At 54.4% G+C, this 25,699-nt stretch carries 24 protein-coding genes; 8 read left to right on the forward strand and 16 right to left on the reverse strand.

Annotation, left to right across the window (positions count from 1 at the left end):
* Positions 1-938: DNA topoisomerase (locus QI197_07090; GenBank protein ID MDK2373122.1), on the reverse strand; the 938-nt coding region annotated here is incomplete at its 3' end.
* Positions 939-1,036: 98 nt separating this feature from the next.
* Here QI197_07090 and QI197_07095 point away from each other — a divergent pair.
* Positions 1,037-4,912 (forward strand): NosD domain-containing protein, encoded by a 3,876-nt coding sequence (locus QI197_07095; protein MDK2373123.1) that lies wholly within the window; start codon positions 1,037-1,039, stop codon positions 4,910-4,912.
* A gap of 10 nt (positions 4,913-4,922) precedes the next feature.
* Here the strand turns inward: QI197_07095 and QI197_07100 are convergent, their stop codons facing one another.
* Positions 4,923-6,557, reverse strand: a complete 1,635-nt coding sequence (locus tag QI197_07100; protein ID MDK2373124.1) for an acyl CoA:acetate/3-ketoacid CoA transferase — start codon at positions 6,555-6,557, stop codon at positions 4,923-4,925.
* A gap of 95 nt (positions 6,558-6,652) precedes the next feature.
* On the opposite strand from QI197_07100, the gene QI197_07105 reads away from it, so the two are divergent.
* Entirely contained in the window at positions 6,653-7,618 is a 966-nt protein-coding gene (locus QI197_07105; protein ID MDK2373125.1) for an ornithine cyclodeaminase family protein, read from the forward strand.
* A gap of 15 nt (positions 7,619-7,633) precedes the next feature.
* Positions 7,634-8,452, forward strand: coding sequence for a class I SAM-dependent methyltransferase (locus tag QI197_07110; protein ID MDK2373126.1), 819 nt, complete (start codon positions 7,634-7,636; stop codon positions 8,450-8,452).
* Here QI197_07110 and QI197_07115 read toward each other — a convergent pair.
* From QI197_07115 to QI197_07170, 12 genes are all read right to left on the reverse strand, one after another.
* A complete protein-coding gene (locus QI197_07115; protein ID MDK2373127.1) occupies positions 8,417-10,615 on the reverse strand; it encodes a GNAT family N-acetyltransferase in 2,199 nt (732 codons plus the stop codon). The genes QI197_07110 and QI197_07115 overlap by 36 nt on opposite strands.
* 4 nt (positions 10,616-10,619) lie before the next feature.
* A complete protein-coding gene (locus QI197_07120; protein ID MDK2373128.1) occupies positions 10,620-11,471 on the reverse strand; it encodes an MBL fold metallo-hydrolase in 852 nt (283 codons plus the stop codon).
* Positions 11,465-12,385: a dihydroorotate dehydrogenase gene (locus QI197_07125; GenBank protein ID MDK2373129.1), complete on the reverse strand. Its 921-nt coding sequence runs from the start codon at positions 12,383-12,385 to the stop codon at positions 11,465-11,467. Before QI197_07125 ends, QI197_07120 begins: the two co-directional genes overlap by 7 nt.
* A complete protein-coding gene (locus tag QI197_07130; protein MDK2373130.1) occupies positions 12,351-12,854 on the reverse strand; it encodes an SMC-Scp complex subunit ScpB in 504 nt (167 codons plus the stop codon). The genes QI197_07125 and QI197_07130 overlap by 35 nt, the downstream gene beginning before the upstream one ends.
* Positions 12,841-13,365 (reverse strand): hypothetical protein, encoded by a 525-nt coding sequence (locus tag QI197_07135; GenBank protein ID MDK2373131.1) that lies wholly within the window; start codon positions 13,363-13,365, stop codon positions 12,841-12,843. Before QI197_07135 ends, QI197_07130 begins: the two co-directional genes overlap by 14 nt.
* Entirely contained in the window at positions 13,362-15,668 is a 2,307-nt protein-coding gene (locus tag QI197_07140) for a chromosome segregation SMC family protein (GenBank protein MDK2373132.1), read from the reverse strand. Before QI197_07140 ends, QI197_07135 begins: the two co-directional genes overlap by 4 nt.
* Positions 15,669-15,701: 33 nt before the next feature.
* Positions 15,702-16,643: a hypothetical protein gene (locus tag QI197_07145; protein ID MDK2373133.1), complete on the reverse strand. Its 942-nt coding sequence runs from the start codon at positions 16,641-16,643 to the stop codon at positions 15,702-15,704.
* Entirely contained in the window at positions 16,597-17,970 is a 1,374-nt protein-coding gene (locus tag QI197_07150; GenBank protein MDK2373134.1) for an ATPase, T2SS/T4P/T4SS family, read from the reverse strand. The genes QI197_07145 and QI197_07150 overlap by 47 nt, the downstream gene beginning before the upstream one ends.
* Complete coding sequence (locus tag QI197_07155) at positions 17,912-18,598, reverse strand: hypothetical protein (protein ID MDK2373135.1); 687 nt, start codon at positions 18,596-18,598, stop codon at positions 17,912-17,914. Before QI197_07155 ends, QI197_07150 begins: the two co-directional genes overlap by 59 nt.
* Complete coding sequence (locus QI197_07160) at positions 18,595-19,503, reverse strand: hypothetical protein (GenBank protein ID MDK2373136.1); 909 nt, start codon at positions 19,501-19,503, stop codon at positions 18,595-18,597. The genes QI197_07155 and QI197_07160 overlap by 4 nt, the downstream gene beginning before the upstream one ends.
* A 144-nt stretch (positions 19,504-19,647) precedes the next feature.
* Positions 19,648-20,082 (reverse strand): Lrp/AsnC family transcriptional regulator, encoded by a 435-nt coding sequence (locus QI197_07165; GenBank protein MDK2373137.1) that lies wholly within the window; start codon positions 20,080-20,082, stop codon positions 19,648-19,650.
* Between the two features lie 41 nt (positions 20,083-20,123).
* Positions 20,124-20,603 carry an NUDIX domain-containing protein gene (locus QI197_07170; GenBank protein ID MDK2373138.1) on the reverse strand — a complete coding sequence of 160 codons (480 nt, stop codon included), beginning with the start codon at positions 20,601-20,603 and terminating at the stop codon, positions 20,124-20,126.
* A 94-nt stretch (positions 20,604-20,697) separates the two neighbouring features.
* Between QI197_07170 and uppS the strand changes: the two genes are divergently transcribed.
* Genes uppS through QI197_07190 form a run of 4 tightly spaced genes read left to right on the forward strand, consistent with a single transcriptional unit; the run spans position 20,698 to position 23,640 of the window.
* Entirely contained in the window at positions 20,698-21,453 is a 756-nt protein-coding gene (uppS, locus tag QI197_07175; protein ID MDK2373139.1) for a polyprenyl diphosphate synthase, read from the forward strand.
* On the forward strand, positions 21,443-22,333 hold the full coding sequence (locus QI197_07180; GenBank protein ID MDK2373140.1) for a hypothetical protein: 891 nt from the start codon (positions 21,443-21,445) through the stop codon (positions 22,331-22,333). The genes uppS and QI197_07180 overlap by 11 nt, the downstream gene beginning before the upstream one ends.
* A complete protein-coding gene (locus tag QI197_07185; GenBank protein ID MDK2373141.1) occupies positions 22,323-23,048 on the forward strand; it encodes a hypothetical protein in 726 nt (241 codons plus the stop codon). The genes QI197_07180 and QI197_07185 overlap by 11 nt, the downstream gene beginning before the upstream one ends.
* Positions 23,035-23,640, forward strand: a complete 606-nt coding sequence (locus QI197_07190; GenBank protein ID MDK2373142.1) for a hypothetical protein — start codon at positions 23,035-23,037, stop codon at positions 23,638-23,640. The genes QI197_07185 and QI197_07190 overlap by 14 nt, the downstream gene beginning before the upstream one ends.
* On the opposite strand, the gene QI197_07195 is transcribed toward QI197_07190, so the two are convergent.
* Together QI197_07195 and QI197_07200 are read right to left on the reverse strand one after the other, a co-directional pair.
* Positions 23,621-24,259 carry a type I 3-dehydroquinate dehydratase gene (locus QI197_07195; protein MDK2373143.1) on the reverse strand — a complete coding sequence of 213 codons (639 nt, stop codon included), beginning with the start codon at positions 24,257-24,259 and terminating at the stop codon, positions 23,621-23,623. The genes QI197_07190 and QI197_07195 overlap by 20 nt on opposite strands.
* Positions 24,256-25,035: a 2-amino-3,7-dideoxy-D-threo-hept-6-ulosonate synthase gene (locus tag QI197_07200; protein ID MDK2373144.1), complete on the reverse strand. Its 780-nt coding sequence runs from the start codon at positions 25,033-25,035 to the stop codon at positions 24,256-24,258. Before QI197_07200 ends, QI197_07195 begins: the two co-directional genes overlap by 4 nt.
* A gap of 61 nt (positions 25,036-25,096) precedes the next feature.
* Between QI197_07200 and QI197_07205 the strand changes: the two genes are divergently transcribed.
* A partial coding sequence (locus tag QI197_07205; protein MDK2373145.1) for a glycosyltransferase family 2 protein occupies positions 25,097-25,699 on the forward strand: 603 nt, incomplete at its 3' end.

Consider the following 25,699-nt stretch of genomic DNA (forward strand, 5'->3'; position numbering starts at 1 on the left):
TCATACAACTGCTGGGCGATTCCGGTTGATCTGTCTGCTATCTGCTTTGGGGTCAGCCCCGTTATCCTGCTCACCTCTATCTGCATAGTGGTGCCGTCGAAGGGAGGGGGAGGAGCGAGCGAGACCTTTCTAGACCTGACCTTGGCTTTGATCACCCTTCCTCTGATAGCCTCGGCCGCTCTCTCCGCATACTCCCTATTCCATATCCTCTCCTCACCCTTAGGAGGCGCCAGCTTGACCTCAAACGTTCCCTTTCCACTCTCCATCAGCGCTGTCACGACGTAGTACTTCTTGGGAACGAAGTTCCTAATCTCCCGCTCCCTCTTCACTATTAGGGAGAGAGTGGGTCCTTGAACCCTGCCTGAGCTGAGAACCCTCACCCAGCTCCTCTTCCTCGTGCTCAGGGTGAGCCCCCTCGAGACATTGGCGCCCCACTGCAGATCCAACACCCTCCTGGCGAACCCCGCATTGGCTCTGGGATAGTCGAAGGGTTTGAGATTGCGGAAGGCCCCCTCTATCTCCTGAGCGTTAAGGGATGAGAACTCCATCCTGTAGATCTCCTTATCTCTCTCCCATCTCAAGGCCCTCATTATCTCGAGGGCTATGGAGCTCCCCTCAGCGTCCAAATCCGTGGCGATGATAATCCTACCTGCCTTCCTCCCCAGCCTCTCTATCACCCTTAGAAACTGGCTCTTCCCATCTATCTCTCTCAGGATAAGCTCCTCCGGGGGCAGGATTATCGGATAGACCCACTTACCCTCGGGATAGTCGAGCTCCAGCAGGTGCCCAGCAGCTGGCACTACCAAATACTCCTCACCATCGAGCTCGAATGTGTAGTAGGTCAGTCTACCGATCTTCTTCTGCTGGGGTTTCTTTGAGAGAATAGAAGCTATCCTCTTGGCGACCCTCGGCTTCTCTGTGAGTATTAGGGTGGTCATATCTGAGCACCTAGTTCCTCATGGCAGGAGATTAACGACGCATTACATGCGCCCTCTTCCCAATATATGGCTGTTTCGGTACCTCCATGCGAGGCCTCATGAAGGTAAAATTCGCGCTGCTGTTGATACTTCTACTTCTCTTACCAGCTTACGGTTTGAAGGCGAGCACTCCAAGAACCTTAGTGGTCCATACCGGGACGGCCTGTGTCTCCGGCGATCTGTACTTCGATCTACCCAGCGAAGCCCTATCCTCAGCCTCTCGTGGTGACACAATACTAGTTTGTCCCGGAACCTACAGGGACAATGTGAAGATCGCGGTGAGTGATATCTCTTTCAGGGGAGTGGGTGACCCATCTCAGGTCAGGATAGAGGCCCTGAACACCACCCAAAACACCATAGAGCTGTGGAACGTGAGAAATGTGACGGTGGAGAATTTCACCGTGGTAGGTGCCATAGGATCCCAGATGGCGGGAATACATGTCCAGCTATCCAGCGAGAGCCTCATCAGGAACATAGTCGCTACTGGCAATTACTTTGGGGTCAACCTCGTATCGAGCTCAAACATCACCCTCAGCGGGATAGACGCGGGCAACAACACCAATGTGGGGATCAATGTGAAGGGAACGGTGATATCAGCAATCCACAATTCCTCGGCTGAGGGGAATAGGGTGGGTTTGCTCCTCCTGTTCACATCCGATACCTCTGTGGAAGAGGTGAACACCACCGGGAACTCTGAGGGAGGGATGCTGCTGGAGTACTCGGCCAACAACACATTTTCAAGTGTGTTCTCCGGTAGGAACGGATGGTACGGAATCTACTTGGAAGATTCTGATGGTAACGCATTCTCCGACGTTGCAGCGGTAAACAACACGGCTTCCGGAAGCGACGGTTACGGTATCTATGTCTACCTGAGGTCAGAGAACAATAGGTTCACCGGAATGAGCATTGGAGGAAACGTTTACGGAGTGGCCGTGGTATCACACTCCAACGGGAATTCTCTGACGAATTCCACGATAGAGAATAATACTATAGCCGGTATCTACGTGGAGGCGAGCGAGGGTAACGAGATAGATGCGGGGATCTCGGGTAGCATGTACGGAGTGTGGATCCAAGATGGGAACGATAACGAGATCAGAGGGGAGATAAGTGGATGTAGATGGGGTGTGCTGCTTTCCGGCCTCTCCGGATCGTCCGGCAACGTGATCAATGGTACATCAATACACGACAATTCGTACACGGGTGTAGTAGTGGAAGGTAACTCATCCCGCGGTAATGTGATTACTAAGATCTCGTCCTACAACAACACCCTCTTGGGCATAGATTTGGGTGGCGACTTCGTGACGTTGAACGACGGTTCGCTGTCCACAGGTCCCAACGACCTAGTTGACTATCCCGTCCTCTCTTGGGCTGCTGTTTACGGGAGCAAGCTCATAGTGAGGGGTTACATAAATGTGGAGGGATCAGATAGTGCCAATTCTAACTTCGACGGTGCCGCTGTGGAGATCTATCAGTCTGACGGGGATCCCAGCGGATACGGGGAGGGCTTTAGGTACTTAGGCACTCTGGTGGCGGAGAACGGTGAATTCATGGGATGGATAGATCTACCCACCGAGCTGGCCTCCAAGCCCATAAATCTGACCGCTCTAACTACGCTGCTCCCTCACGGGACTTCAGAGTTCGGTCCGGTATACGAGGCGCCAGCTGTGGCGACGAACCTGACCATCTCCAAGTCCGTCAACCCTTCCACGGTGACGCCCAATTCTACTGCGGAAGTCCTACTCCTGATCAGGAATTACGGCAATGGAACTGCGTACAACGTCACGGTAACTGATGTGCTGCCGGAGGGCATGGAATACATCAACGGAACCGCGAGGGTCGATGGCAACATGGTGGAGCCGGAAATAGAGGGCAGAAATCTGAGCTGGTTGGTGGATGTGCCAGCCGACTCGGAGGTCGTCATAAGGTTTAACGCCTCGATCGACGCCCCGGCCGGCACGACCTTGGAAAACTTAGTGGTCTTCTATGGAGATTACGGAGAGGGGAACGACACTGATGAGGTCAATGTGATAAACCCAGCCATAATAGAGGTCACCAAGGAGGCCCAGCCCGATCTGGTGGATGTGAACGAGACCGTCAACTACACGGTGACCCTTACCAATTTGGGCGGCATGCCGGCCCTCCTGATGGTGGAGGACCTGCTTCCATCTGGGATGGATTACGTAAACGGGTTCTTCTCATTCAACCTAACCGCGGACGGTCCAGTGATCGAGGGCAGACATTTGAAGTACAATATCACCCTGAATCCAGGCCAAGCAGCGAGGGTGATGTATTCCCTCGTAGCAACAACGTACGGCACCAAGGAGAACAAAGTGTACGTCAACGACTCCTTCATGGCATCTGTCTCCGTGCTTGTGAGGGATCCGCCGCCCCCACCACCTCCTGAGAGTGGTGGGAACACCAGAGGATCGACCCGTAGGAGAACTCCACCACCGTGCGGCTGGATACCCACGAACAACGGCGTAGAGGACCAAGCCCCCCAGACTAGTGAGGAGGAGACGCATAATTACAGGCTGACCAGCCCCCCGATAGTCTTAGTGTCATTGGGATCTCAAGGAATCTCATCATCTTATGGAGGACAGCACAGCTCCGGGTCAGGATCCAGAGGGAGTATCCCCACTTCGCAGAGCGGGGACGAAAACGGGGTATCTGGAGTGGCTGGGGTAACCAGTCCTCCCTTGGTGGTGGTCGAGCTGATGGCCACACCGACATCAGCTGAGACAGGGACGCCTATCACATTCGTAGCTAGGGTGAGCAACATAGGAGATGGTCCATCCAAGGATCTCTCCCTCACAGTAGACCTCACAAGCGGCTTGGACTACGTGAAAGGCACCTCCATGGTCGGAGGTCTCCGAAGGGAGCCAGATAATGAGAATAACAGGCTAAAGTGGGAGATTGGGACCTTGGATCCGGGTAAGGCCGTCGAGGTCAGCTTCAGGGCTGAATTGCTGGCTACGTCCGGCAGCTTCAACGTGGTAGCTAGGGCCGACTCCTCATCCGATAGCGTGCTGATATCAGTGAAGCCCAAGTCGAAACCCGCCCCGCCGAAACCACCCGCCCCCCCGCCTGAGGTGGTCGACCTTAGGGCATCCGCCAGCAACTTTGGAGGTAACAGCCGCATAAGGGTAACTGTATCAAGCCCAACTGGAGCGAGGTCCGTCAAGATACTGGCGAACCTAGACCCATCGCTCAGATACGTGCAGGGAAGCTCCAGAATAGGGGGAGTATCCTCACCCCCTAGGGTGAGGGGGAATGTGCTGGAGTGGCAGATCTCTGTTTCAAAGGGCGGCACGGCCACCATAACCTTCGATGTATCACCAGCTGACGAGGAGTCCTCCAGTGGGAGTGTGCTGATCTCTCTACCCAAATACGGGAAGAGCGTCAAGGTGGAGGTGGAGTTCAGTCTCGCCCAGAGAGGGGTCGCTCCGCCACCTACATTCAGCATAGAGCTACCATCTCTCCCATCGATCCCGTGGTGGATAATACTAATTCCCTTGGCACTGATCCCCTTCCTGCTGGCGGTGAGAAGGAGGGAAAGGGCCAGGAGGATAGTTATGGATTACGAGGCGCTGAAGTGGGCGGTGAGGAGAGGTGTGCTCGATGACCTAGTCCAAGACCACGAGATATTGATACCCATGGAGACCTTCAATAAGCTGAGCAAGGACCAAGTTCTCATGTCTTCCATAGAGAAGCTCATAGTTGACAGGGCTATAAAGGTCGAGAAAGCCCCTAAGAGAAAGATAGTCGTGAGGGGAGCTGATGAGGAGCTTTCAGCCGCTCTGGGTCTAGCGGACAGGGAGGGCGTACCAATATACACTGGCAGAGAGGAGCTGCTCAAGGAGCTTAAAAGGAGAGGCTTCGATGCTAGGTTGATAAGGGAAGCTCCCCCGCCAGTGCTGAAGAGGAAGCTCCCCTAACCTTATCCACTCACCCCCTTTTTATCTCGTCTTTCAGCCCCATCTTACCCTCCCTGAATATCCTCGGATCCATCTCCCTGAGATCGTCTGCTATTACCGGTTTGAACTCCATCTTGGATAGCAGATCCCTATCCAAGTCAACGCCTGGAGCCACCTCCTCTAGCACCAGCCCTTCGTCAGTCAGCCTGAACACCGCTCTCTCCGTTATGTAGAGTACCTCCTTGCCCTCCTCCAGAGCGACCTTCCCGTTGAAGACTATCTTGTAAACGTTATCAACGAATTTGATCACATTCCCGTCCATCTCTATGAGAAGCTTCCCTTCCCCGACCTTCAGCTTCTTCTTGCCGGCCGTGAATCCTCCACCGAAGAAAACCCTCGGGGATCCGGCAGCTATAACTGGAAAACCACCCGGGCCGGGCATTCTGTTTGGGAGCATGGACGGGTTGACGTTTCCCTCCTTGTCTATCTGCATGAATCCCAGAGAGGCGGCGTCTATTATCCCGCCCTCGTAGTTGGTGAACATGTCCGGCATCGGTATTATGGCGAAGGGACCTATGGAGACACCGAAGTCCTCCCCCATCAGGGCCAGCCCGCCCCACGGTCCGGACTCTATAGTAGTCACGATGTAATCTGAGATCCCCTCCTCGGCAGCGACGTTGGTGACCATGGCCGGGATCCCTATACCTAGGTTCACGAGGATCGGACCACCCTTCTCGTTCACGAGCTTCACCATCTCCAAAGCTATCCTCCTCGCGACGACCTTTCTCTCGTTCAGCTCCATCTTTGGAAGCAGATTGGGGGTTATCGGTGGAATGATGGTCCCGCTTATTCGGGGGTCGTACATGATGGTCCCGCTCTGCCAGTGGTACTGGGGAGGAGCCACGACCAAGAAGTCAACTAGGGGTCCCGGTACGTGGACATCCTTCGGGTTCAGGGAGCCGAACCTCGCCTCCCTCTCCACCTGAGCGATCACTATCCCCGGATTCGGCTGGGCCTTCGCAGCTTGAGCGATGGCCAGCACGGTCCCAAATATGCCCTCCTTCTCCATTGTTATGTTTCCCATCTCATCAGCCGTAGTTCCCCTGATCATGGAAACGTTAGGCTTTGGAGCTTCGTAGAACAGGTACTCCTCACCATCTATCTCTATGAGGGAAACGCGGCAGGTCCTTCTCTCCCGGGCTAGATCATTCATCGCACCACCGTCCTGCCTAGGATCGAGGAAGGTCCCTCTGCCTATGGAAGTCAGGAGACCTGGCCTACCCGAGGCCACCTCCCTGAACCAGTAGGCGGCCATCCCTATGGACCATGAATAGAGCTCTACCCTGTTCTCCATGGCCAACTTCTGAACATACGGTGCCCATCCGGTGAACGGGAGAAGCATCCCCCTGATGAACTCCTGACCCTCCTCCTCGTAAACCCTCTTGGCCACGAAGTCGAGGGCCCTGTTGGGGGTGGCCGGGAGCGTGTCAGATATTATGAAGAGGTCCTTGGGATGGCCCGTGTCCCTGTATCTCTCCCACAACTTCATTATCAGGTATTCCGGAGTTGTGGCCATGTTGAAACCGGATATAGCCACCACCGATCCATCCGGGACGTGGGAGAGGGCCTCCTCAACGCTGACAAACTTGTTGTAGGGCAACGGCATCTAAACACCATTGCAATATTATATGTTCAAAGATTAAATCGCTACCGGAAGGGGAACCGGGATAAGTGAGACGGCCCTAAAATCGGGGGTCTTCCATGCTCCTCCTGCGACCTGATGATGTGAGGGAAGCTATAGAGAGCGACATCATGGGTTTTCTGAACACTCTCAAGAGAGCTCTCGTTGAGAAATCCTCGGGCAAGGGATGGTATCCCTCTAGGCCGTCCACCAATCTTCCTAGGGGATGGATAGGCTTTATGCCAGCGTACTCCGAGGAGTTGGGCGCGGTGGCGGTGAAGATAGTCGGCTTCTTCCCCGAGAATCCGAGCAAAGGGTTGCCCACAGTGCCAGCTTCCGTCCTGCTGATAGATGCGGAGACGGGAACCCCTCTCTCCCTGATGGATGGGACCGTGATCACGGAGTACAGGACCGGAGGCGCCAGCGCCCTCTCCGCTGAGGTGATGGCGAGGGAGGATTCAGAGACGCTCCTGATCATCGGAGCTGGGACCCAAGGCAGGTCCCACTCACGCCTCATACCGGAGGTGAGGCCCATCAAAAGAGTATTCGTGAGGGATGTCGACAGGGCGAGAGCCGAGTCCCTAGCGGACTGGTTGAGGAGGAGAGGGCTGGACGCGAAAGTTGTCACTGAGAACAGGCATGCGGACATAATAGCCACGGTCACCACGTCGAAGAAGCCGGTATTGCTCGGTAGGGACTTGGCTAGGGGCACCCATGTCTGCGCGGTCGGCGCGTACACGCCTGACGCTAGGGAGCTTGACGATACGGCGATAACCTCCTTCGATAGGATCGTCGTCGATACGGCCGACGCCCTCCAGGCTGGTGACCTCAAGATACCCTTGGAGAGAGGACTGATCCCGAGGAGCAGGGTGGTCGGGGAACTGGGTGAGGTGCTGTTAGGCTTGAAGATCGGGAGAGCATCATCTAATGAGATAACCTTGTACAAATCGGTAGGGACCTCAGCACTGGATGTGGCGGCCGCGTTCTTCGTGTACAAGAGGGCTGAGGAGTTGGGGCTGGGTAGGGAGGTGGACCTCTCCCCTTAACCATTTATTAGCTTCATGCTCCCAATAAGGTGGGTGGCCAGACTGAGCTGGGTACAGAGAGTCTTCGTGGAGAGGGCCGATCTCTACATCGAGGTCATGAATGGGACCTGGTCTGAGGGAGAGCAGATAGCGAAGTCAATAGCCAGAATCCTCAGGGAGAACGGCTTGGACTCCGGAAAGGTCCTAGATGCCTTCTGTGGTAACGGAAGGGTGGCCATCCCCCTAGCCATGGAGGGTTACGAGGTTGTGGGGGTTGATATCTCCCTCCCCTTCATAGAGGACGCTAAGCAGAAGGCTGAGAGATACAGGGTCTCCGAGAGGACCAAGTTCGTCGTTTCCGATGCCAGAATGATCGACGAGGTACTGAAGGGCGAGGAGTTCGACGCCGTCATAATAGTTTCCACTTCTCTTGGCTACTACGATGGCACTACCGACGAGGAGATACTGAGGAAGCTCCGATCTCTGGTGAAGGACGGAGCCATCCTGATAATAGCGAACACCCTTCACAGGGAGACCCCGGACTGGAGGTACTGTAACAGGATATTCCAGAGGTATGGATCCCTAGTCCTAATGGAGGAGAGGAAGTTCGACCCACTGTGGTCGAGATTGACGTCCAAGTGGATCATCCTGAGGGATGACGGGGAGGGCAACCTGACCAAGGAGCTCGAAGTGAATACGGAGATGAGGGTCTACACACCCACTGAGCTGGCTGAGATACTCAAGAGATCCGGTTGGGGAGTCGACTCGATATACGGGGATATAAGGAGGATGGAGAAGTTCATTCCCCCATGTACTCACCTAAGTCTGGTCGCTAAGGCCATTCAGACAGGTTAGAAGGTTCCTAACCAGCTCCCTGAACAGCTCGTAGGGATCCACCTTCAGGCCGAACCTCGATTTGACCATCTCCCATCCTTTCCCCTGAAGCACCTTGGCGATGAGCACTGAATCCTCCAGCGGGGTCAAACATTCCTTCCCGAGCCAGAAATAGTACTTGGCCACCTCGTATATCGCATCAGACGCCAACTCGTATATGTAAGTCCCCTTCACGAAGCCGAGAAGCCTGCTCCTCTGAGGATGGCTGAGCTTTAACTTTCCAGACCTTATCGGGATTTTGAGGAGGTGCCTTGCAACTAGAGGATTGAGGGGGAAGTAAACGTCGTGGAGGCTGTTGAGCAGGCGCCTCTTGAACTCCTTAACAACCTCTCCAAGCAGGTTCTTCGCCTTCCCGCTCAGAGGCTTAACCACCAGTACACTGTACTCTCCTGTGACGGGGTTCCTTCTAGGACTTATGTGGATGGGCATGTAGCCGTTCCTCATCCAGAACCTCAGCAAATCGTCGGTGGCTCCGAAGCCAGCCCCCACCCAGTCGATCCCCTTGATCTCAGCCTCCGATTCCACCTCCTCTAGGGCCCGGGTCCCGAACCCCATCCCTTGGAGGTCCGGATGGGTGGCTATCCTCACGACCCTCCAGCCCCTCAACCTGCCGAAGGACTTGAAGTCGTAGTGAAGCACCACCCTAGATGGGATCATGTGGCCCGGTATATCCCTCTGACCCCTCACCATCTCCTCCAAGACGCTGTTGGGCAGGCCACCCTCCTCCGCTATGTGTAGGCTGACGACGGGTTCTCCTCCAAGCTTGAGGACCCGAGCGAAGTGATGAGGAGCGTCCAAGAGTGTCGCGAGGTCGTTGGGCCTGTTCCTGTAGTGGGCCAGCACGTAAATCCCGTAGAACTTCCGGAGGAAGTCCTCACTTACCTTCGACAGATCCAATCCTTCGTAAATGGCTTCCTCGGGGGAACCACTTGGAGGATCGCCTGGCTCCGCGTTGAGGAGGAGGAAGTCGTATAGCCACGTCTCGACCGGATCGCCAGGTGGGTACCTTATGGGCTCCTCCATCCTCTCTTCCGCGTACGGCAGATTGGAGTTCCTCACTCTCTTGAGGAATCTCAGGGTGAAGCCCCTCCCAGCCCCCTCGTAACCGTGCACCGTGCTCGAGAAGACAGCGAACCTGCTGGTGTGGAGGACCCTGAAGAGGGTAGATATGGGAATGGCAGCGGCCTCGTCCACTACCTTCAACTTGACTGAGACCTCGGCGGCGCTGTCAGGGGTGAGGAAGAAGACGTTTCGTCCCCCGAACTTCACATCTATGATATGCCCGTTTCTGATCAGGGGCTCGTACTTGACCCCCAAGTTGTCCAAGCCCTTCATCAGGAACTCAAAGAGCGTCTGGATACCCTCCAGATTCGGGGAAGTCACCACTGCCCTCTTGATCTTCGTCTTCGTGAGTATGTAGGCGAGCGCGATCCCTATAACGGCAGACTTGCCCCTTCCCCTGTTGGCTGTCAGTATGAACGCCCTCTTCCTCTCATTGACGGCCCGTATCAAGGAGGAGAGAACCCTCTGCTGGTCTAGGGTTGCGCAAAGGTCCATCATGGGATCGCCCGTTGTCTCCGGAGGTTTCCTGTCCTGAGAGACCTTACCAACGAGCCGTCCCCGCTCCTCCTCACCTAGCAAGAAGGTACCGGGTCTCCCCAGGAAGGAGAGGAATCTCGCCTTGAAGAGCTGCCTCACACCTCTCTCCTCGAAGGGAGGAACGATGAACCTCTTCTGGAACTCCGTCAGGATGGAGAGCCATTCATCAGCTGGGGGGATGGCGAACAGCACGAGCCCTCCTCCCCTAACTACCTCTACCAGTCTCCCCAAGTCGTTGGCACGGAACTGCCTAGAGAAGTCGGCTATCAGGACGTCCCAAGTACCCCCCAAGATGTCGCCCGTCTGATCGAAATCTATGGAGGTGAGGTTCCCCTCATCCAGATCCACCCTCTCGGCGCCGATGCCCCTGTGGGTAGCTAGGAGTATTCTCCCCCCACTGCGCCTGGAGAGCCACTCCTTAGCTATCTCCGAGGCCCTCTCTAGGGAATCCTCTCCGGAGATCGTTATTAGTCTCCTCTCACTGCTGGTGATTGCTTCCTCCACTATACTAGCGGGATCGATCACCTGCTTACCTCCCGTATAGCTCCCTTCTCATAGCCTCTAGTAATTCGTTCCTCCTGCCCGAGGCCTCCGCCGCTGTCTTAAACATGTTGGATATCGATGGCACTCTCTCCCTGAACTCTAGCTCTCTGCAGAAGTGGTGGTCCAGCACCAGTAGCTCCAAGGATGGGAGGTCCAATATCCTCCTCAGGTTCTCCTCCGAAACTCTGAGGCTTTCCCTAGAGTACCTGAAGCCGAGCATGTAGGTCATCGGCCCATCGATCACGGCGATGTGGGGATCGGCCTCCTCTATGAACCTCACCTGCTCATCCAAGGAGGGACCCTCCACGTCAGAGGAGAAGAGGAACCTCTCGCCCCCGCTCTCCACGAGGACCTCTATAACATACCCCAACCTGGTGTTGGTGCCGTGGGGAACCGCCCTGGAGAACCGGATGGATGTGGATCCGAACCTGAACTCCTTCCCATCAGCGAACTCTATTCTGTTGGGGAGCCCCTCTATGCTCTTGAGGAAGAGAGGGGCTCTCCCCACCCGCTGACTCCTGTTGATGTTCTCTTTAGGATGTTTGATCAGCACATCCTTCTCCTCGTACACCTTCAGGGGGACCTTGTGACCCAGATCGAAGTGGTCGTAGTGGTAGTGGGTAACTATGATGACATCAGAATCCAACGCCTCTTCCTCGATGACCTTAGATAGCTCATACATCCTCTCCACTTCCCTGTCGTGAGGGGGTAGGCCGAACCTCCTAGGAGCGAGGGCCACGCTGGGGTCTATGAAGATCTTCACATCCTTGGTCTCCACGACCGTGGCCATGCTCCTGGCTCCCATGCTGTCGAACGCGATCAATCTAAAGCTCAGCAATCGCGTCCCCTCCCGATGAGCTCCCTGACCGTCATCCCCTTCCTGCTGAGGTATGATAAGAGGCCTTTACTTATCTCACTGAAGACCTCCAATCCCTTAGCCATCACAGCGGTACCCACTCCCACGGCCTTCGCACCCGCCAGCAACATCTCGACTGCATCCCTCCAAGTTTCAACCCCTCCGGTACCTATCACATCCCCCAAGTGAGATATCTCGTACACAGCTCGAACCGCGATGGGCCTTATCGCCGGCCCGCTCAGGCCCCCCACCCCGTTGGAGAGCACTGGGGACATGGCCTCCACATCTATGTACATGGCCTTCACGGTATTGATGGCGGTGAGCCCATTGGCCCCGGCATCGATGGCCGCCTTGGCGAGGGAAGCTATGTCCGGAACCATGGGAGTGAGCTTCACCAAGAGGGGAATCCTCACACTTCCCCTGACTTCACTCACCAGCTCCTCAATGAGCTCTGGAGAGGAACCTATTTCCAATCCGTGCTCCCTAACGTGAGGGCAGGAGGCGTTTATCTCTATCGCATCGGCCCCAGCATCTTGGAGCCTCCCAGCGACATGAGCTACCTCCTCGGGACTCCCCCCACCTGCGCTCGCGATGACGGGAATGGTCAGGTAGGACTTGGCCTCCCTCAGCTCCCTCTCGAACTCATCAACTCCGGGATTCGGAAGTCCCATAGCGTTAATCAACCCAAAAGGGAGCTCGACGACCACGGGATTATAGTAACCCTTTGTAGGCTCAGGCAGGATGGTCTTGGTCGTCACGGCACCAGCACCTGCCTCCTCCGCCCTCCTGAGCAGTGAAGCTGCATTTCCCAACACGCCGGATGCAAGGATCAGTGGATTCCTCAGCTTGAGGCCAGCCACCTCAGTCTCCAGCAGCCCGCTTACCTCCACCCTCATCCGACCTCTCCAGCCTGAAGAGGAGGGAGAACTTTTTAGTGGTGCGGTAGGTCCTCTTCCTGCCTTCCTTAATCTCTCTTATCAGGCCCAGCTGGATGAGCCTCCTCAAGTGATCTCTAGCATTCCTCCCCCTGACGCGCACCACCTCGCTCAGGCTCACCGGTTCGTTGGCGGCTATCAGAGCCAAGGTCCTCATTTCAGATTTGGAGAGCAGTCTCTGAGGGAAGAGATGAGCCATATGTTCCTCGTATTCCCTCTTGAGGACCATTATCCAACCTCCCTCCACTCTCTCCACCCAGAACGGATGATCCTCCAGTTCCTCGTTGATCTCCGCGATAGCCTTCTCAACAGCCGGTCCGGACAGGCCCGTCAGCCTCTTTATCTCGCCCTCCGTTATCACATCCCCTGATGCGAATAGAGCCGCCTCCAGTAACCTCTTCGCCCTCTCCCACGATTCAGGTCCTCTCATTTGACAGCACCACGTAGATCTCATCGAAGGGCCTCTCCTGAACGAGCTCCACTTCTCCTCCCTTCTCCATGAAGAGCAACGCTATGAGCGTTGGACCTAACTCCTCTGAGGAGTTAACAAGCTCCCTTAGGGGGACCACCCCCCTACCCCTTCTCCTCAGGTAGATTATCTTCTCCTTCAACTTTTTGATTTCACTAACTAAATCCCACCTCGTGATCAGGGAGAGGTTAAGGGAACTGGCCATTCTTCTTATCTTCTTCTCGACCCATCTGAAGGCGTCGAGTATTTCCCCCCTGATGGGATACCTCTTAGGAGTCCTCCAAGTTCTCTGCACTATCACTCCCCTCTCCAACCTTCTCGGTCTGTAAATTCTCGAGGCGCTCTCCTCGGGTGGCCTGAGGTACCCTATCACATCCTCCCTGAGCTCCCTAGCAAGGCGGAAGATCCTCCTGCCCGCCCTAGCTATGTCTCTCGTCTCTATAAACTCCTTCCAGACTTCTTCTGGCCTCATGAAGCAGCCTCCTTCGTTACAGCCACGATCTTCGACTCACCGTTCCTCATGGTCACCCCTATCAGATGATCGGCCTCCTCCAGCGTCTCCTTCTTCAGGGAGATCGCTATGACTTGAGCCCTTTTAGACAGTTCCTTGAGAGCCCTAGCGTACCTCTTACAGTTCACACCATCCAGCATAGCGTCAGCCTCATCGAACACGTAGAGGGAGGAAGGTCTGAGCTTTTGGGCTGCGAGAATGAATGCCAAAGCGCTGAGAGATTTCTCCCCTCCGGAAAGGGAATCTATGGTGACCGGCTTCTTGTTAGGGAGGCTTACCCTCATCTCAAGTCCCCTCTCCGTGAGCTTGAGCTCCCCACCACCTCCCTCGAAGAGCAGCTTTATCTGTTCATCGAAAGCCTCCGACAACCTCCGAAGCGTCTCTTCTATAATACCTTCCCTTTCTCTGTCAAGTCTCTCGATAAGCTCCTCTATTTCCCTTTTTCTCTCGGCGAACTCCCGGTACTTCGCCCTAATTTCATCGAAAGCCCTCTTTCGAATCTCGTACTCCTCTCGAGCCTTGGGATTCACAGGTCCCATGAGCCTCAGCCTAGTTTGTATGGAGGCGACTTCGGAGAACGGATCGGGGACAGAGAGAGGTTCCACTTGCGCTAATTTCATCAACTCGGATTCAATTACCTTCATTTTCTCCTTGAGCCTACCCTTCTCCTCGCTTATCTCCTCCAGCTTGGAGAGATGCATCTGTCTCCTGTTGAGAACTTCCTGATAGGCCCTCCTAAGCATGGACACCTCTTTTCTGAGGGCCTCAAGGGCCTCCAGATTGGGATCTTCCTTAGGTAGACCCTCTAGCTCCTCCCTCTTACTGGCAGCATCCTTTTTGAGGTTCTTCAACTCCTCTTCGATCCTCTCCACCTCCTCCCTCAGCTTGTTGATCCTCTCAATGTCCCTCTCCGGCTTCCCAGCTAGGAGGCTTCCCTCCCTCTCCACGATCTCTCCCCTCAGTGTCACGAATCTCGCCCTGCCAATGAGATCCCTGGTGATGGCATCCAAGTCCTCCACGAGGATCGCGCTGAAGACCAATTTGGCGACGGTCTCAAACTTCCCATCGTATCGGAGGTAGCGGTAAAGTGGACCCAAGGTGCCCTCTACCTCTAGTGGGTCTCTCACCCTGATGACGTCCAAAGGAATTATCCTGAATCGACCTTTGACGTTCCTCAAGGCCTTAGCTATCCTCTTGGCCCCCTCTAGATCTTTGACGACGATGTCTCCCAACCTACCTCCTCCAACAGCCAGGTAGGGGATTTCATAGCCCTCCATCGGAGTTATCAGCTGAGATACGACGCCGAGAAAGGAGGGATCATCCCTGATGACCTCCGGTACATCTCTCACCCTCGCTAGGGCGTTTAAGGCATCTCTCTGGGCCTCTAAAGCCCTCTCCAACGTCTCTATTTGGTGAGACAGGGCTCTCAATTCCGCCTCTATCTGCTTCCTCCTCCTGAGGGGAGAGTCCTTCACTAGATCCTCAATTCTTCTAAGTTCCCTCTCCCTCTCCTCGAGCTGGGTCCTCAGGGAATCTATATCGGAGAAATCCTCCTCCAAATGTGCTTTGTCCAGGGATTCCAGTTTCTCCTGGATCTCCTCGAGTTGGACCATCAGCAGGTACTTCTTCACTCTCCTTAACCTCTCCTCCAACTCGTTCCTCTCCTGAAGAGCCTTTACTTCCCTCTCAGCTCTCCTCAACTCCTTTTCCCTCTCCTTCATCAGCACCTCCATCTCTCTCAGGGACTGATTGACCTCTCTCAGCTCTTCCAAGGCCTTCCCCTTCTTCTCATCGTACTCAGCCACCCCGCTTATCTCCTCCAAGAGCTTGGCCCTCTCCTTGGGAGACATTTCCACTATGGAAGTGATGTCCCCCTGAGTCACGAACGTGTACCTGTCGACCACGAAACCCATATCCGCGAGCAGATCCATGACATCCGTGGCGCTTCTCCTCCTTCCGTTCACCCTGTAGACGCTCTCTCCATTGGGTCTGATCTCCCTGCTCAAGCTTATCTTCTCAGAGGAATTCCTTATGAATAGGCTGACCTGCGCCGCGTTAGACCCCTTCCTGACTAGGTTCTCTATCTTGGAAGCCCTAAGCCTCCTAGCCCTCCACCCCATAACGAAGGCTATGGCGTCCAGTATGTTACTTTTACCCGAGCCATTGGGGCCTGTGATGGCCACTAGACCAGTGGGTAAAGGTATCGTAGCCCTCCGAAACGACTTGAAGTTGACCATGTGAATGCCATCGACAGCTGCTTTCATTCACCAGCGTCTTAAATGCTAGGAATTTAACCTTTACGTGGGAATCAGTGCGTATGCGAGTGAGAAGGCGGACAGATAAGCAACTCCCGACTCGATGGAGGCGCCCAAGGGCTTGGCGGAGGTTAGCGCGGAGATCAGCCCGGTCAATAGAAGGGTCAGAGGTAGATCTGTGGGGATCCGCATCGGATACAGCAGGGGAGAGGTGACGACCCTCATTAGGACCACGTTAGACAGACCGGTGGCGGAGGAGATAACTAGGGACATCGCCTTCATAGACCTCATGCGAGCCCTCCAAGCCGATGTTATGCGCTTGAATTCCCTCAACATGGTGGAGGTCCTCCTCATCACCCTAGCTAAGGTCCTCCTATCGGACATCTCCCGCAGTACATTCGCCCAAGGAGGGAGCTCCACATCAATGAGATCAACATCCAATACGAGGGGTTCATAGAGACCTAGGTGCCTCAGGGCGTAAATCCTACCACCGCCCCTCTCTAGGGTCGATGCTATGTAGTCCGCCGCTGCCGGGTCGTCAGATAGCATTTCAAGGGAAAGCCCTGGGATCAATGGGTACACCAAGGCTAGGGGGATGAGGTGAAAGGGCCCTATCCTAATCCCTCCCAACGAGAGGGCTACCGCTATTCCCACTGAGAGGGCCATCCCCAAGGTCAGGGAGAGATACATCCACCTCTCTCGCGCTTGAGCATCTGCTTCCAAGAGATGGGAAATAAGAGTGAGTGAGGACTTGAGCGATTCATCCTTATCCCCACCCTCCTCAATCCCAGACAGTAGGGATCCAGCCTCATCAATCTTCCTAGCTAGTGCAATGCCGGCCCTCTCACCCTCCACAGCCACCTCCTCATAGGCCGAGATGGCCCTAAGTCCTAGGGCGGGAGAGGCGCTCCAACCCAAGACCAGCCTCTGCACCAAGTCAGCTCTCCTCAAGTAGTCCCTTAATCCTCCTATAAACCTCTTCATTGGTCTCGGCGCCCTCCAGCCTCTTCACATGCATTAACCACTCGGTCGATGGACTCCCGGGATCATCCCACCCCCCATCTACCCAGCGCCTCATCTCAACGACCCTCTTATCCTCCATCCTCACCGCCAAGGTCCCTTCAGGAAGGCTCACTCCCCAAGAGGACCATTTCTGGATAAGACCCCGATAATCCTTAGCGTGGGTGGTCGCCATCACCTTCAATCCACTGAAGGAGGTGAGATCTAGGGCCTCGGCATGCTCCCTTCCCAAAATTTCTCCCAGAAACACCAGGTCCGGATTCCTGTGGAGGAGGAACTTGATGAAATCCAGCTTGCTAGATGTTATCTCATATGGAGTGTGATGCATCCCGTACCTCGTGAAGTCCTCTATCTCCCTCACCTCCTCGACGCTCACTATCCTCCAGTGCCTAGGAAGGCTCGCGAGCAAGGCGTTGGATAGCGTAGTCTTACCGACCCCCGTCCTGCCGAAGATCAATACTGGATCGCCCCTGTCCAGAGAGTCCAGCATGAGGGCCGCCTCGTACCAGGTCAGGGATCCCAGAGAAATGAGACGAGGTAAGCTCAGCCGCGACATGGCGCTCAGATTCCTCACATCCACAGCCCCCATCGATGCTGGAGGGAAGTCCAAGGCCATCCTGAAGTGGTACTCGCCCAATGTCAGATCGACTTCGTTGAGAGGAGAGCTGAAGTCCACACCAGCGTTCACATCAGCCTCCACGAATGTCATCAGCCTGCTCACCTCTTCTTGGTCCATCAAGTAGTTCTCCACTACAATCCTACCCAGCTCTACATGGTCCAAGTACAGAGGGCCATTGAAGTGAGCGTATACCTCGGTGACATCTGGAGTCATGGCTATGGCCAGAAATGGCCAAAGCTTCGTGGATCTAACGGAAGACTCCAGTGCCAATTCCTCATCTTCCAAATTCAATTCCCTCAAGATCTCATTAGCCCTGTCCACTCTGTGCTGGAGGGACTTCCATATCAGATCTCCTTGGGATCTGTAGTCACGGGAGTAGATACCCTTCACCATCATGGAAAGGATTATGGAAGCCACTTGCCTACCGGTACGTGATGTTAGCGGATGAGCCATGGCCTTCCTGCCCCTAATCTCGAGCGATCCTCCAAGGAAGGGTATATCCCAAGATATGGGCTGTCCTACAACTTCAATGGGTCTGCATTTCCTCCTGAGTATCCTTTGGGGGAAACCCAGTTTCATGCCGAGAGATGCTTTTAGGGCGTGCTTGCCGCACCTAGCTATGAGGATAGAGGCCAGCTCCAGTGAACGCTCCTCTCCCACTCCCAATAGCATGGGAATACCTCCTCATAAGGAGAGCCGCTAGAACGAGTCCGATCGATATGGAGAGGGAGTAAATGTCGATATCGTGGTCAGTGAGCACACGCACCCTTAGGGGCTCTTGGGAGGGGTTGTAGAGGACCAGATACGTTCTATCGCTGATGCTGCCGCACGTGACCCTTATAGAGCCATCACTCTTGATCAATTCTCCTCTAACTTCATTGTAACTTTCTATCTCGTACAGTGTAATTTGCCCATCGGAGGATGCTGAAAGGTTCCATTCACCCATTTCCACCGGTATTAGGGATCCACCGTCAGAGAAGTCGTAACTCCTCCTCCATACGGCGTCATAATTACTCACTGCCAGCTCAAGCCTGCTTCCTCTTACTTCCAGCAATGGGAATGAAACCAGCTCGTTAACGGAGCTCCCTCTCGATATCTCCCTTAACCTCATATCCCTAAGGTCCATGCATAAGCTTCCATTGGCTTGAAGGATCATCGTGCCTTGGCACTTGACTATCTCATAGGTCCCATTCTCCAACACTAGGTCTCCCACTAAGTTCTCCCTAGGGATTAGACCGTAGACTAGGAGAAAGGCGCCCAAAATCAATAATAGGAGAGGAAGGAGTTTGGTGAATCTCAAGATATCCCCCTCCTGATTACCAGAATCTCAACTAGAGAAACGGCCATTATCGCGACCACCAGTTCTACATCCCGGGATCCTGAGCGCTCCCTCCTCAAAACATGATATGAAGGTCTGAAGAGTTCTACCTCGTCCCTGTCCGGCGATATCTCAACCTGAGAAGGTACATTCAAGATCTCTAAGGTCCAACTACCGGAGTTGCTCCCATCCACATCCTCCACTGTAGCCTTTATCGGGTGCTGATCAGCATCGACGTCCCTAGGAACCTCTGTCATGTTCTTTCTTCCTTCCAGCGCGTACTCCCTCCCGAAAGCTGTTAGGACACCCGTCAAGGAACCTCCATCATTCTCGGAAACAACCATCCTGAGCACATCCCCTCTGTAGACCTGCGTTGGTAGGGTGAAGCCCACGAGGGATGGCTCACCTAGCGCTCCCACCGTGGAGTCCTTCCTAGAAATGGCAGTGACGGATAACTCGCCCATATCATCGTCCAAATCGTTCAATCCATCCACCTCTAGGAGGATCTCATCCCTCTTGCTGATCTCCCTAGGGGTTATGGATGGAGACCAAGAGGGGGGTGTGTACACGACGTGAGAGCTCCCCATATTCTTGCTGTCAGTGTCAGCGGCTCCATTAATCCTGCAGGTCACTTTTATGGTGGGGCTAACCCGCTCCTTGGCTTCTGCGTGCATGTAAATCCTGATGCTCCAGCTCCTTGTACTCATAGAGATCATCTTGGAAAGAACATCTATGTTGTTTCCAGAGGCCTCCACGCCTGGTTGAGTGTTCTGAGGATCGCTCGTCGTTAAATCAAACCAGAATTTTACGATGATCTCACCCGGCCTGGCCGCTTGGGGGAGTCTGCTCAGGGAGATTCTGGTTATATCTATACTGCGATCATCCAACGCGAGCGCCCTTCTCCGGATAGAAGCAAGGAAGAGCACTATAAATATCAGGAGGAACGGAACCAAATTACACTGAAGCTTCATCACACTAGGAGGGACTATCTCGTAAAGGAAGGTAACAGGATCAATCGAAAGGGAAAAGTATCACCAAACTGCGAGCACTATCATACTAAGGGTCCCACTGACCCCCTTCATGCCCCTGATCCTCTCGATCGTCTGATTGAGGCTGACGGTGTCGGGACTAGCTATCTCCACAGCTATATCATACTCCCCGGTCACTTCACATGCCTTGACGACATCTCCTAGATCGGAGATGGTCTTAGCGATCTCAGGAATGTTGTGTCCAGGCCTCACTTTCACGAGAACTATTGCCTTCATTCCAGATTCGCCAATCTCGACCGTGAACCTCTTTATCACACCGCTCTTAATCAGCTTGCTGACTCTCTTCCTGATGGTCGCCTCGCTAACGTTCAATTTCTTCGCAATTTCAGTGTAGGGAGTTCTCGCATCCTTAATTAACATCTCTAAGATCTTCCGGTCCATCTCATCCAGCAACAGGCTCCCCGGGAATAGGGTCATGATAAGTAATTAATTTGTCTAGATTGATCGGCTCTTCGTGACTATAGGATACGATCATCGCACCTCACCACAGTTGCCAAGAGTTTGAGAAGCCTATAGGACATACCCCAGACAACATAACCGCAGCAGGAGATGGCCCTGACTAGGATATTCCTCCCGGGGATGAAAGCGAAACCTTCTCTCATATCCCTTAGATCCATCCAGAAGAGGCCCTCAACTTCCTCCCCCACCTTAGGGCTAACCTCGCCCACCCTAAAGACGAAGGGTACGACCCGCATCCTTCTGCTCAAAGGAGATATCACGGGCATCCTCGCCGTCAGGGACTTGGGATCCAGTGAGAGATCGACTTCTTCCCTCACCTCCCTAATGGCTGTATTCAGGCAGCTCTCATCCTTTGGCTCCACACTTCCTCCCGGAAAGCTGACATTCCATGAGAACGGATCCCTAGGATCGGGTTTCCTCCTAATCATCAGGACCTTGCAGCCTTTGAGGAGTATCCCCACCGCCGCATCGCATTCCATACAACTATCAATAGTTTAAATTCCGGAGAGTAATAAAGGGTTGAGAAAGGTGCCTCGATTGGGGCTGCTAGACCTACTCTACAGATTGGCTAGCATGCTGGAGATGCCCCTCTACAAGAGATACTTGGAGTCGAAGGTGAGGGAAGGGGAAATTCCCAAGCATGTAGCCCTCATACTTGATGGAAATAGGAGGTTCGCTCAGAAACTCGGACTCGATTACCTGAACGCCTACAGGATGGGGGCTAGCAGAACTGAGGAATTACTCGACTGGTTACTTGAGCTGGGAGTTGACCACGTCACACTCTACGCCTTCTCAACTGAGAACTTCTCCAGACCCAAGGAACAAGTGGAGGCCGTTTTCAAGGTTATAGAGGAGAAGCTGAGGGATCTCATGGAGAGAAAGGAGGAATTGAGGAGGAATGGGGTGAGATTCAGGATAGTGGGGAAGAGGGAGCTTCTCCCCAACCGCATCAGGGAACTCGCTGAGGAGCTGGAGACCATGACCAATGACTTCGGAAGTAAGACCCTGAATCTAGCGGTGGCCTACGGTGGTAGAGCGGAGATAGTGGATGCCGTCAGGAAGATAGCCAGAGAAGTGGCGGAGGGTAAGCTTGGACCGGAGGAAATAGATGAGAATGTCATAAGGTCCCACCTCTATGCCCCGGATCTTCCCGACCCGGACCTCATAATCAGGACATCAGGAGAGGAGAGGCTGAGCAACTTCCTACTGTGGCAATCCGCCTATTCAGAGCTGTACTTCTGCGAGGTCTATCTACCGGAGTTGAGGAAGATAGATATCTTAAGGGCGATAAGAGACTATCAAAGGAGGAAGAGGAGGTTTGGAGGCTAGAGAACCCAAGATAGATATAGGAGGCGCTATACTTGACTTGAACGTGCTCAGGGATGAGTACGGCATAAGAACGGATCTAACTCATCAGGTGAAGGTTGAGGGGCTGGATGGACGACTCACTAGGCTAATGAAAGTGATGATTCCTGACTTTAACGTGTACCTATTGGAGACTCCCTACATCCTGAGGTACATATCTCATCCGCACATAGCGGGTGAATCGCTCGAAGTCCTCCTTTCGGAGAACTCTTCCCTTCTCAAGAGGATAGTGGGCAGATTCACCCTCCAGAGGTTCGGCAGGATAGTGGCTGCTGAGAGTCTGGTAAGGAAGATGGGACTGGACATACCACTTTTAGACGATCTCAGGGACCTCTCCGACGTCGTCGCAATAGTGGCCACTCCTATCAGCAGGGAGAGAGTGGAGGTCCTAGAATCCAGTATCAGGGAGAAAGGAGGGAGGTTGAGGGTCATCCTTTTTCTGGGGCCCCTGAGTTGGGACGATATGAACATCTTGGGGGACGAGGCCAACTCCCTTGGCGTGGATTCGATATTCCTCTCTCCTGCTTTGCTCGGGAGCAGGGACAGCAGGGGAGCTCTCGTCGCTTACGGCATCGATATAGGTCTGCTTAGGCGCGGGAAGGTGGTCGAGCTGGGATCGGTGGTGGATAAAATCACCCTCTGCAGGCTGCTCAAAGATTACCCTCCGGGCATAGATATGTCCGGTCTGAGGGAGAGGATCCAACCAGATCTGAATTACCTCAGATCGATCTTGGAGGACATACTTTTCCTCCTAGAGCAACCGGTCTTCGATCCTTGGCAGATAGAGATCCTGATGAGGGAGGCCAAGAACCTGAGGAGGCAGCTGATGAGGTATGGCGGCTGATCCCCCCGAGATCTTCCTCGTAGGAGTGGATGAAAGTCTGGGGAAGCTGGGGGATTATGTTCTGTCCAAGGGCCCCCTCATCGATAAGAGGTGGGGCGTCTCCGTAACCGGTCCCACGGAGCTCCTCCTGAGGAAGATGGGGCTGGGGACCCTAGCTAGGTTATCGGTATGGGAGAGGGATGCACTCAAGAGAATCCACGAAAATGCCCTAGGTAATGTCCTAAGCCTCATCAGATCCTTAAATCCCGTTCCAGACTTCGTGCTGGTGGCAGATGACTGTGCCTCCTATGAGGGGCCTCTACTGCCAAGTTGGTACATTGAGGAAGTTTATCTGAGCTCACACGAGTTCTTGGCTGAGGAGATAAGGTCCGTTGGCGCTGCAGCCTTCTTGCACGCTGACGGGAACTACGGATCCTACTTCAGAGAGATTGGGAGAATATGGGACCTCATACACCCGCTCGACATACATCCTAGGGGCGACCTCACGGACTATATGAGCTGGTTGAGGGCAGCAGCTAGGATCAGATCGAAAATAGATAGCACGATCGCCACGGGCATAGCTTTCGAGCTAGGCAGCGAGGAATTAATCGTTAGAGCAGTAAAGGAACTCCTCAAATGGGATGTGGGGGATATGGTGCTCTCTAACTTCCATCCACCCCTAGGCGAATTGGATGTGAGGATGTTAGTGGGGATGATCAGGAATGCCCTGTCCTGACCCGGAGCAGGTCGCCGAAGAGCTCCTCAAATCCATTAGGATGGGGTGTGATGCTTTCAGGAGCCTACTCAATGCGTTGACAGCGGACTGCAGGACCCCCACGAGGGGAGTCGTCCCGAGATACGTGCTAATATCACTCGGAGATGCTGTGGGTAGGAGAGCCCGCGTGGAGGACACCAGTCTGGTGAAGGAGTGTTGGTGTGAATCGGACGACGAAGTTAGAACGGTTCTAGCCGTTGTATTGAGTAGGTTGGCCATGATCTGTCCAGAGAAAGTGTTCTCATCGCTGAGAGGACTTGACTGCGGGGGCAGAATGCTTCTAGCGAGGTGGGTCTATCCCGTGCTGGGGCTATGGAGCACATCTTACTTAGATTCCTTGGAGCGGCGAGATCTCTTCCTATTGAGCTGGGCGTGGTACGCTAGGTACGTGCCGGAAGACATCGAGCTGTCCTTGGACAAGGTGCTCAGCAAATCGGATGTCGTCGATAAATACTTGGTAATGGCTCTGAAGGAGCTACGAAGGGTGAATCCCTCCAAGATCGTGGATAAGTTGAGGGACAGGCCCGGCCTCCTCAGGAAAGTAATTCCTTGATAAGGAGAGCCTCCCTCAAGGTAAGCTGACCGGGTGCAACTGCTTCTCCTAAGAAAGAGTAGATGAGAGGCGATCCTAGGAGAGCAGCCATTCTCCTGCTGAACGAGGCCCTCTCACCCATGGAGAAGGCAACCAGCCTTCCTTGGTGATCCACCCCCTTGTAGAGGTTCAGGACGCGGTAAGCCTCGAGCTCGTCCCTCGCTAAGGTAACCACTTTGGCCAGCCCGCCGGCACCGAGAAGCTGATTGGATATCCGCAACAAGACATCCATGTCTGGCGTACCACTAGGGTCGTGCCAGGAGTAGAGGGCGTTAGCTACCCTAAGGCCTCTCATAGCGAGCTCGAACTCCACATCCACTAGCCTCGAGATCCTCGCTAGGGACTCTAGGTACTCGGGGGAGGGTTCAGATCCCCTTCCCCCATGCTTCTCAGTCCTCCATGTGAGCAGAGTTCTCCCCTCCATTCCCTCTATCAGATCCCTAACCCTCTCGAGATCGGGAGGGGAATCCCAGATGAGGTCCATTCTGAATTCCACGATATCGCTTCCCATCGACAGGGCTCGCTTAGCTTCCTTCCTAGCCTCCTCCGGGCTTCCACCGACGGAGGTGACGATCATCATCTCAAGTGCACCGCTGCCTCCTCAGGATCGTATCCCTCGAAGATTATTGAGGCTATGGCCCTCACCATCTTCTCCGGACTCTCGTGCTGGAACACGTTCCTCCCGAAGGCCACGCCAGCGGCTCCCGCCTCCATGGCGCCGGCTACCATTTTCAGCACATCCAGGTCGTCCTCCATCTTAGGCCCGCCAGCTATTATGATCGGAATGCTAACCCCCTCCGTGACGATCTTGAACGTGTCAGGATCGCCGGTGTAGGGAACCTTGACGATGTCGGCGCCTAACTCGGCCCCAACCCTAGCCACATGGGCGATGAGATTCGGATCGTACTTATCTCTGATATTGGGGCCCCTAGCGTACATCATCGCGAGCAGAGGCATGCCCAGCTCATCCGCCTCCGACGCCACTTCCCCCAGCTTGACGAGCATGTCCGGTTCACTAGGCTCCCCTCCAACGTTCACGTGAACGCTAACACCGTCAGCACCGAGCCTGACCGCCTCTAGGACATCCCCCACCCTGACCTTCCTGTTGGGCTCGGGACCGAGGGATGTGCTGGCTGAGAGGTGCATCAGCACTGGTAGGTGGGCCCTCCTCAGGGTCTTTATCATCCCCTTGTGAAGGACGACGCACGTGGCCCCACCGGAGGAAACCCTCTCCACAGCCTTTTCCACATTCTCTATACCTCTTATAGGTCCATCGGTCAAACCGTGATCCATGGGAACACAGAGGATCTTCCCATCCCTCATTATCCTAGATAACCTCACTTCCTTGCCCCACATGGCGATCGATCACAGGACTGGGAGATGAATTATAAGGGTCCCTGCAGCAGAAGCTGTAGATATGGAAGCAGCATCTCTCCTGCTGAATCTCAGCATCGCAATCATATCAGCTTACATGCTCTACAACATCATAGAAAACTTGAGAGGCTTCAGAAGATTACCGAGACCGGATGAGACCTCTTACTGCAGCAAGATCTCTGTTATAATTCCCGCGAGGAACGAGGAGGGGAGGATAGGGAAGGCATTGACCTCGGTCGTGGATAAGTTGGGCCCGGACGATGAGGTTCTGGTGGTGGACGATGCCAGCTCAGATAACACCTTCTCCGAGGCAGTGGACCACTGCGACGAGAGGTGCATCCTGATAAAGGTTCTAGAAAAGCCTGACGGGTGGAATGGGAAGCCTTGGGCGTGCTATCAGGGTTATCTGCACTCCCGCGGCGACATCCTCCTCTTCATGGACGCGGACGTCATCGTCAAGGAGAGATTGGAGGGGATATGCAGTTTGCTAAATGAGTACGACGCGCTGTCTCAGGTTCCAAAGATAAAGTGCGACTCACTGGCCTGCGGCTCCATAGAGATGGCCTTCACCTCGCTGCTCAGGCTCACTTACCCCTACTGGAACATGACTTATGGGAAAGGCTGGCTTGCCGGTGCCTTCATGTGG

The sequence above is a fragment of the Thermoproteota archaeon genome (assembly GCA_030130125.1).
Taxonomy (GTDB): domain Archaea; phylum Korarchaeota; class Korarchaeia; order Korarchaeales; family Korarchaeaceae; genus Korarchaeum.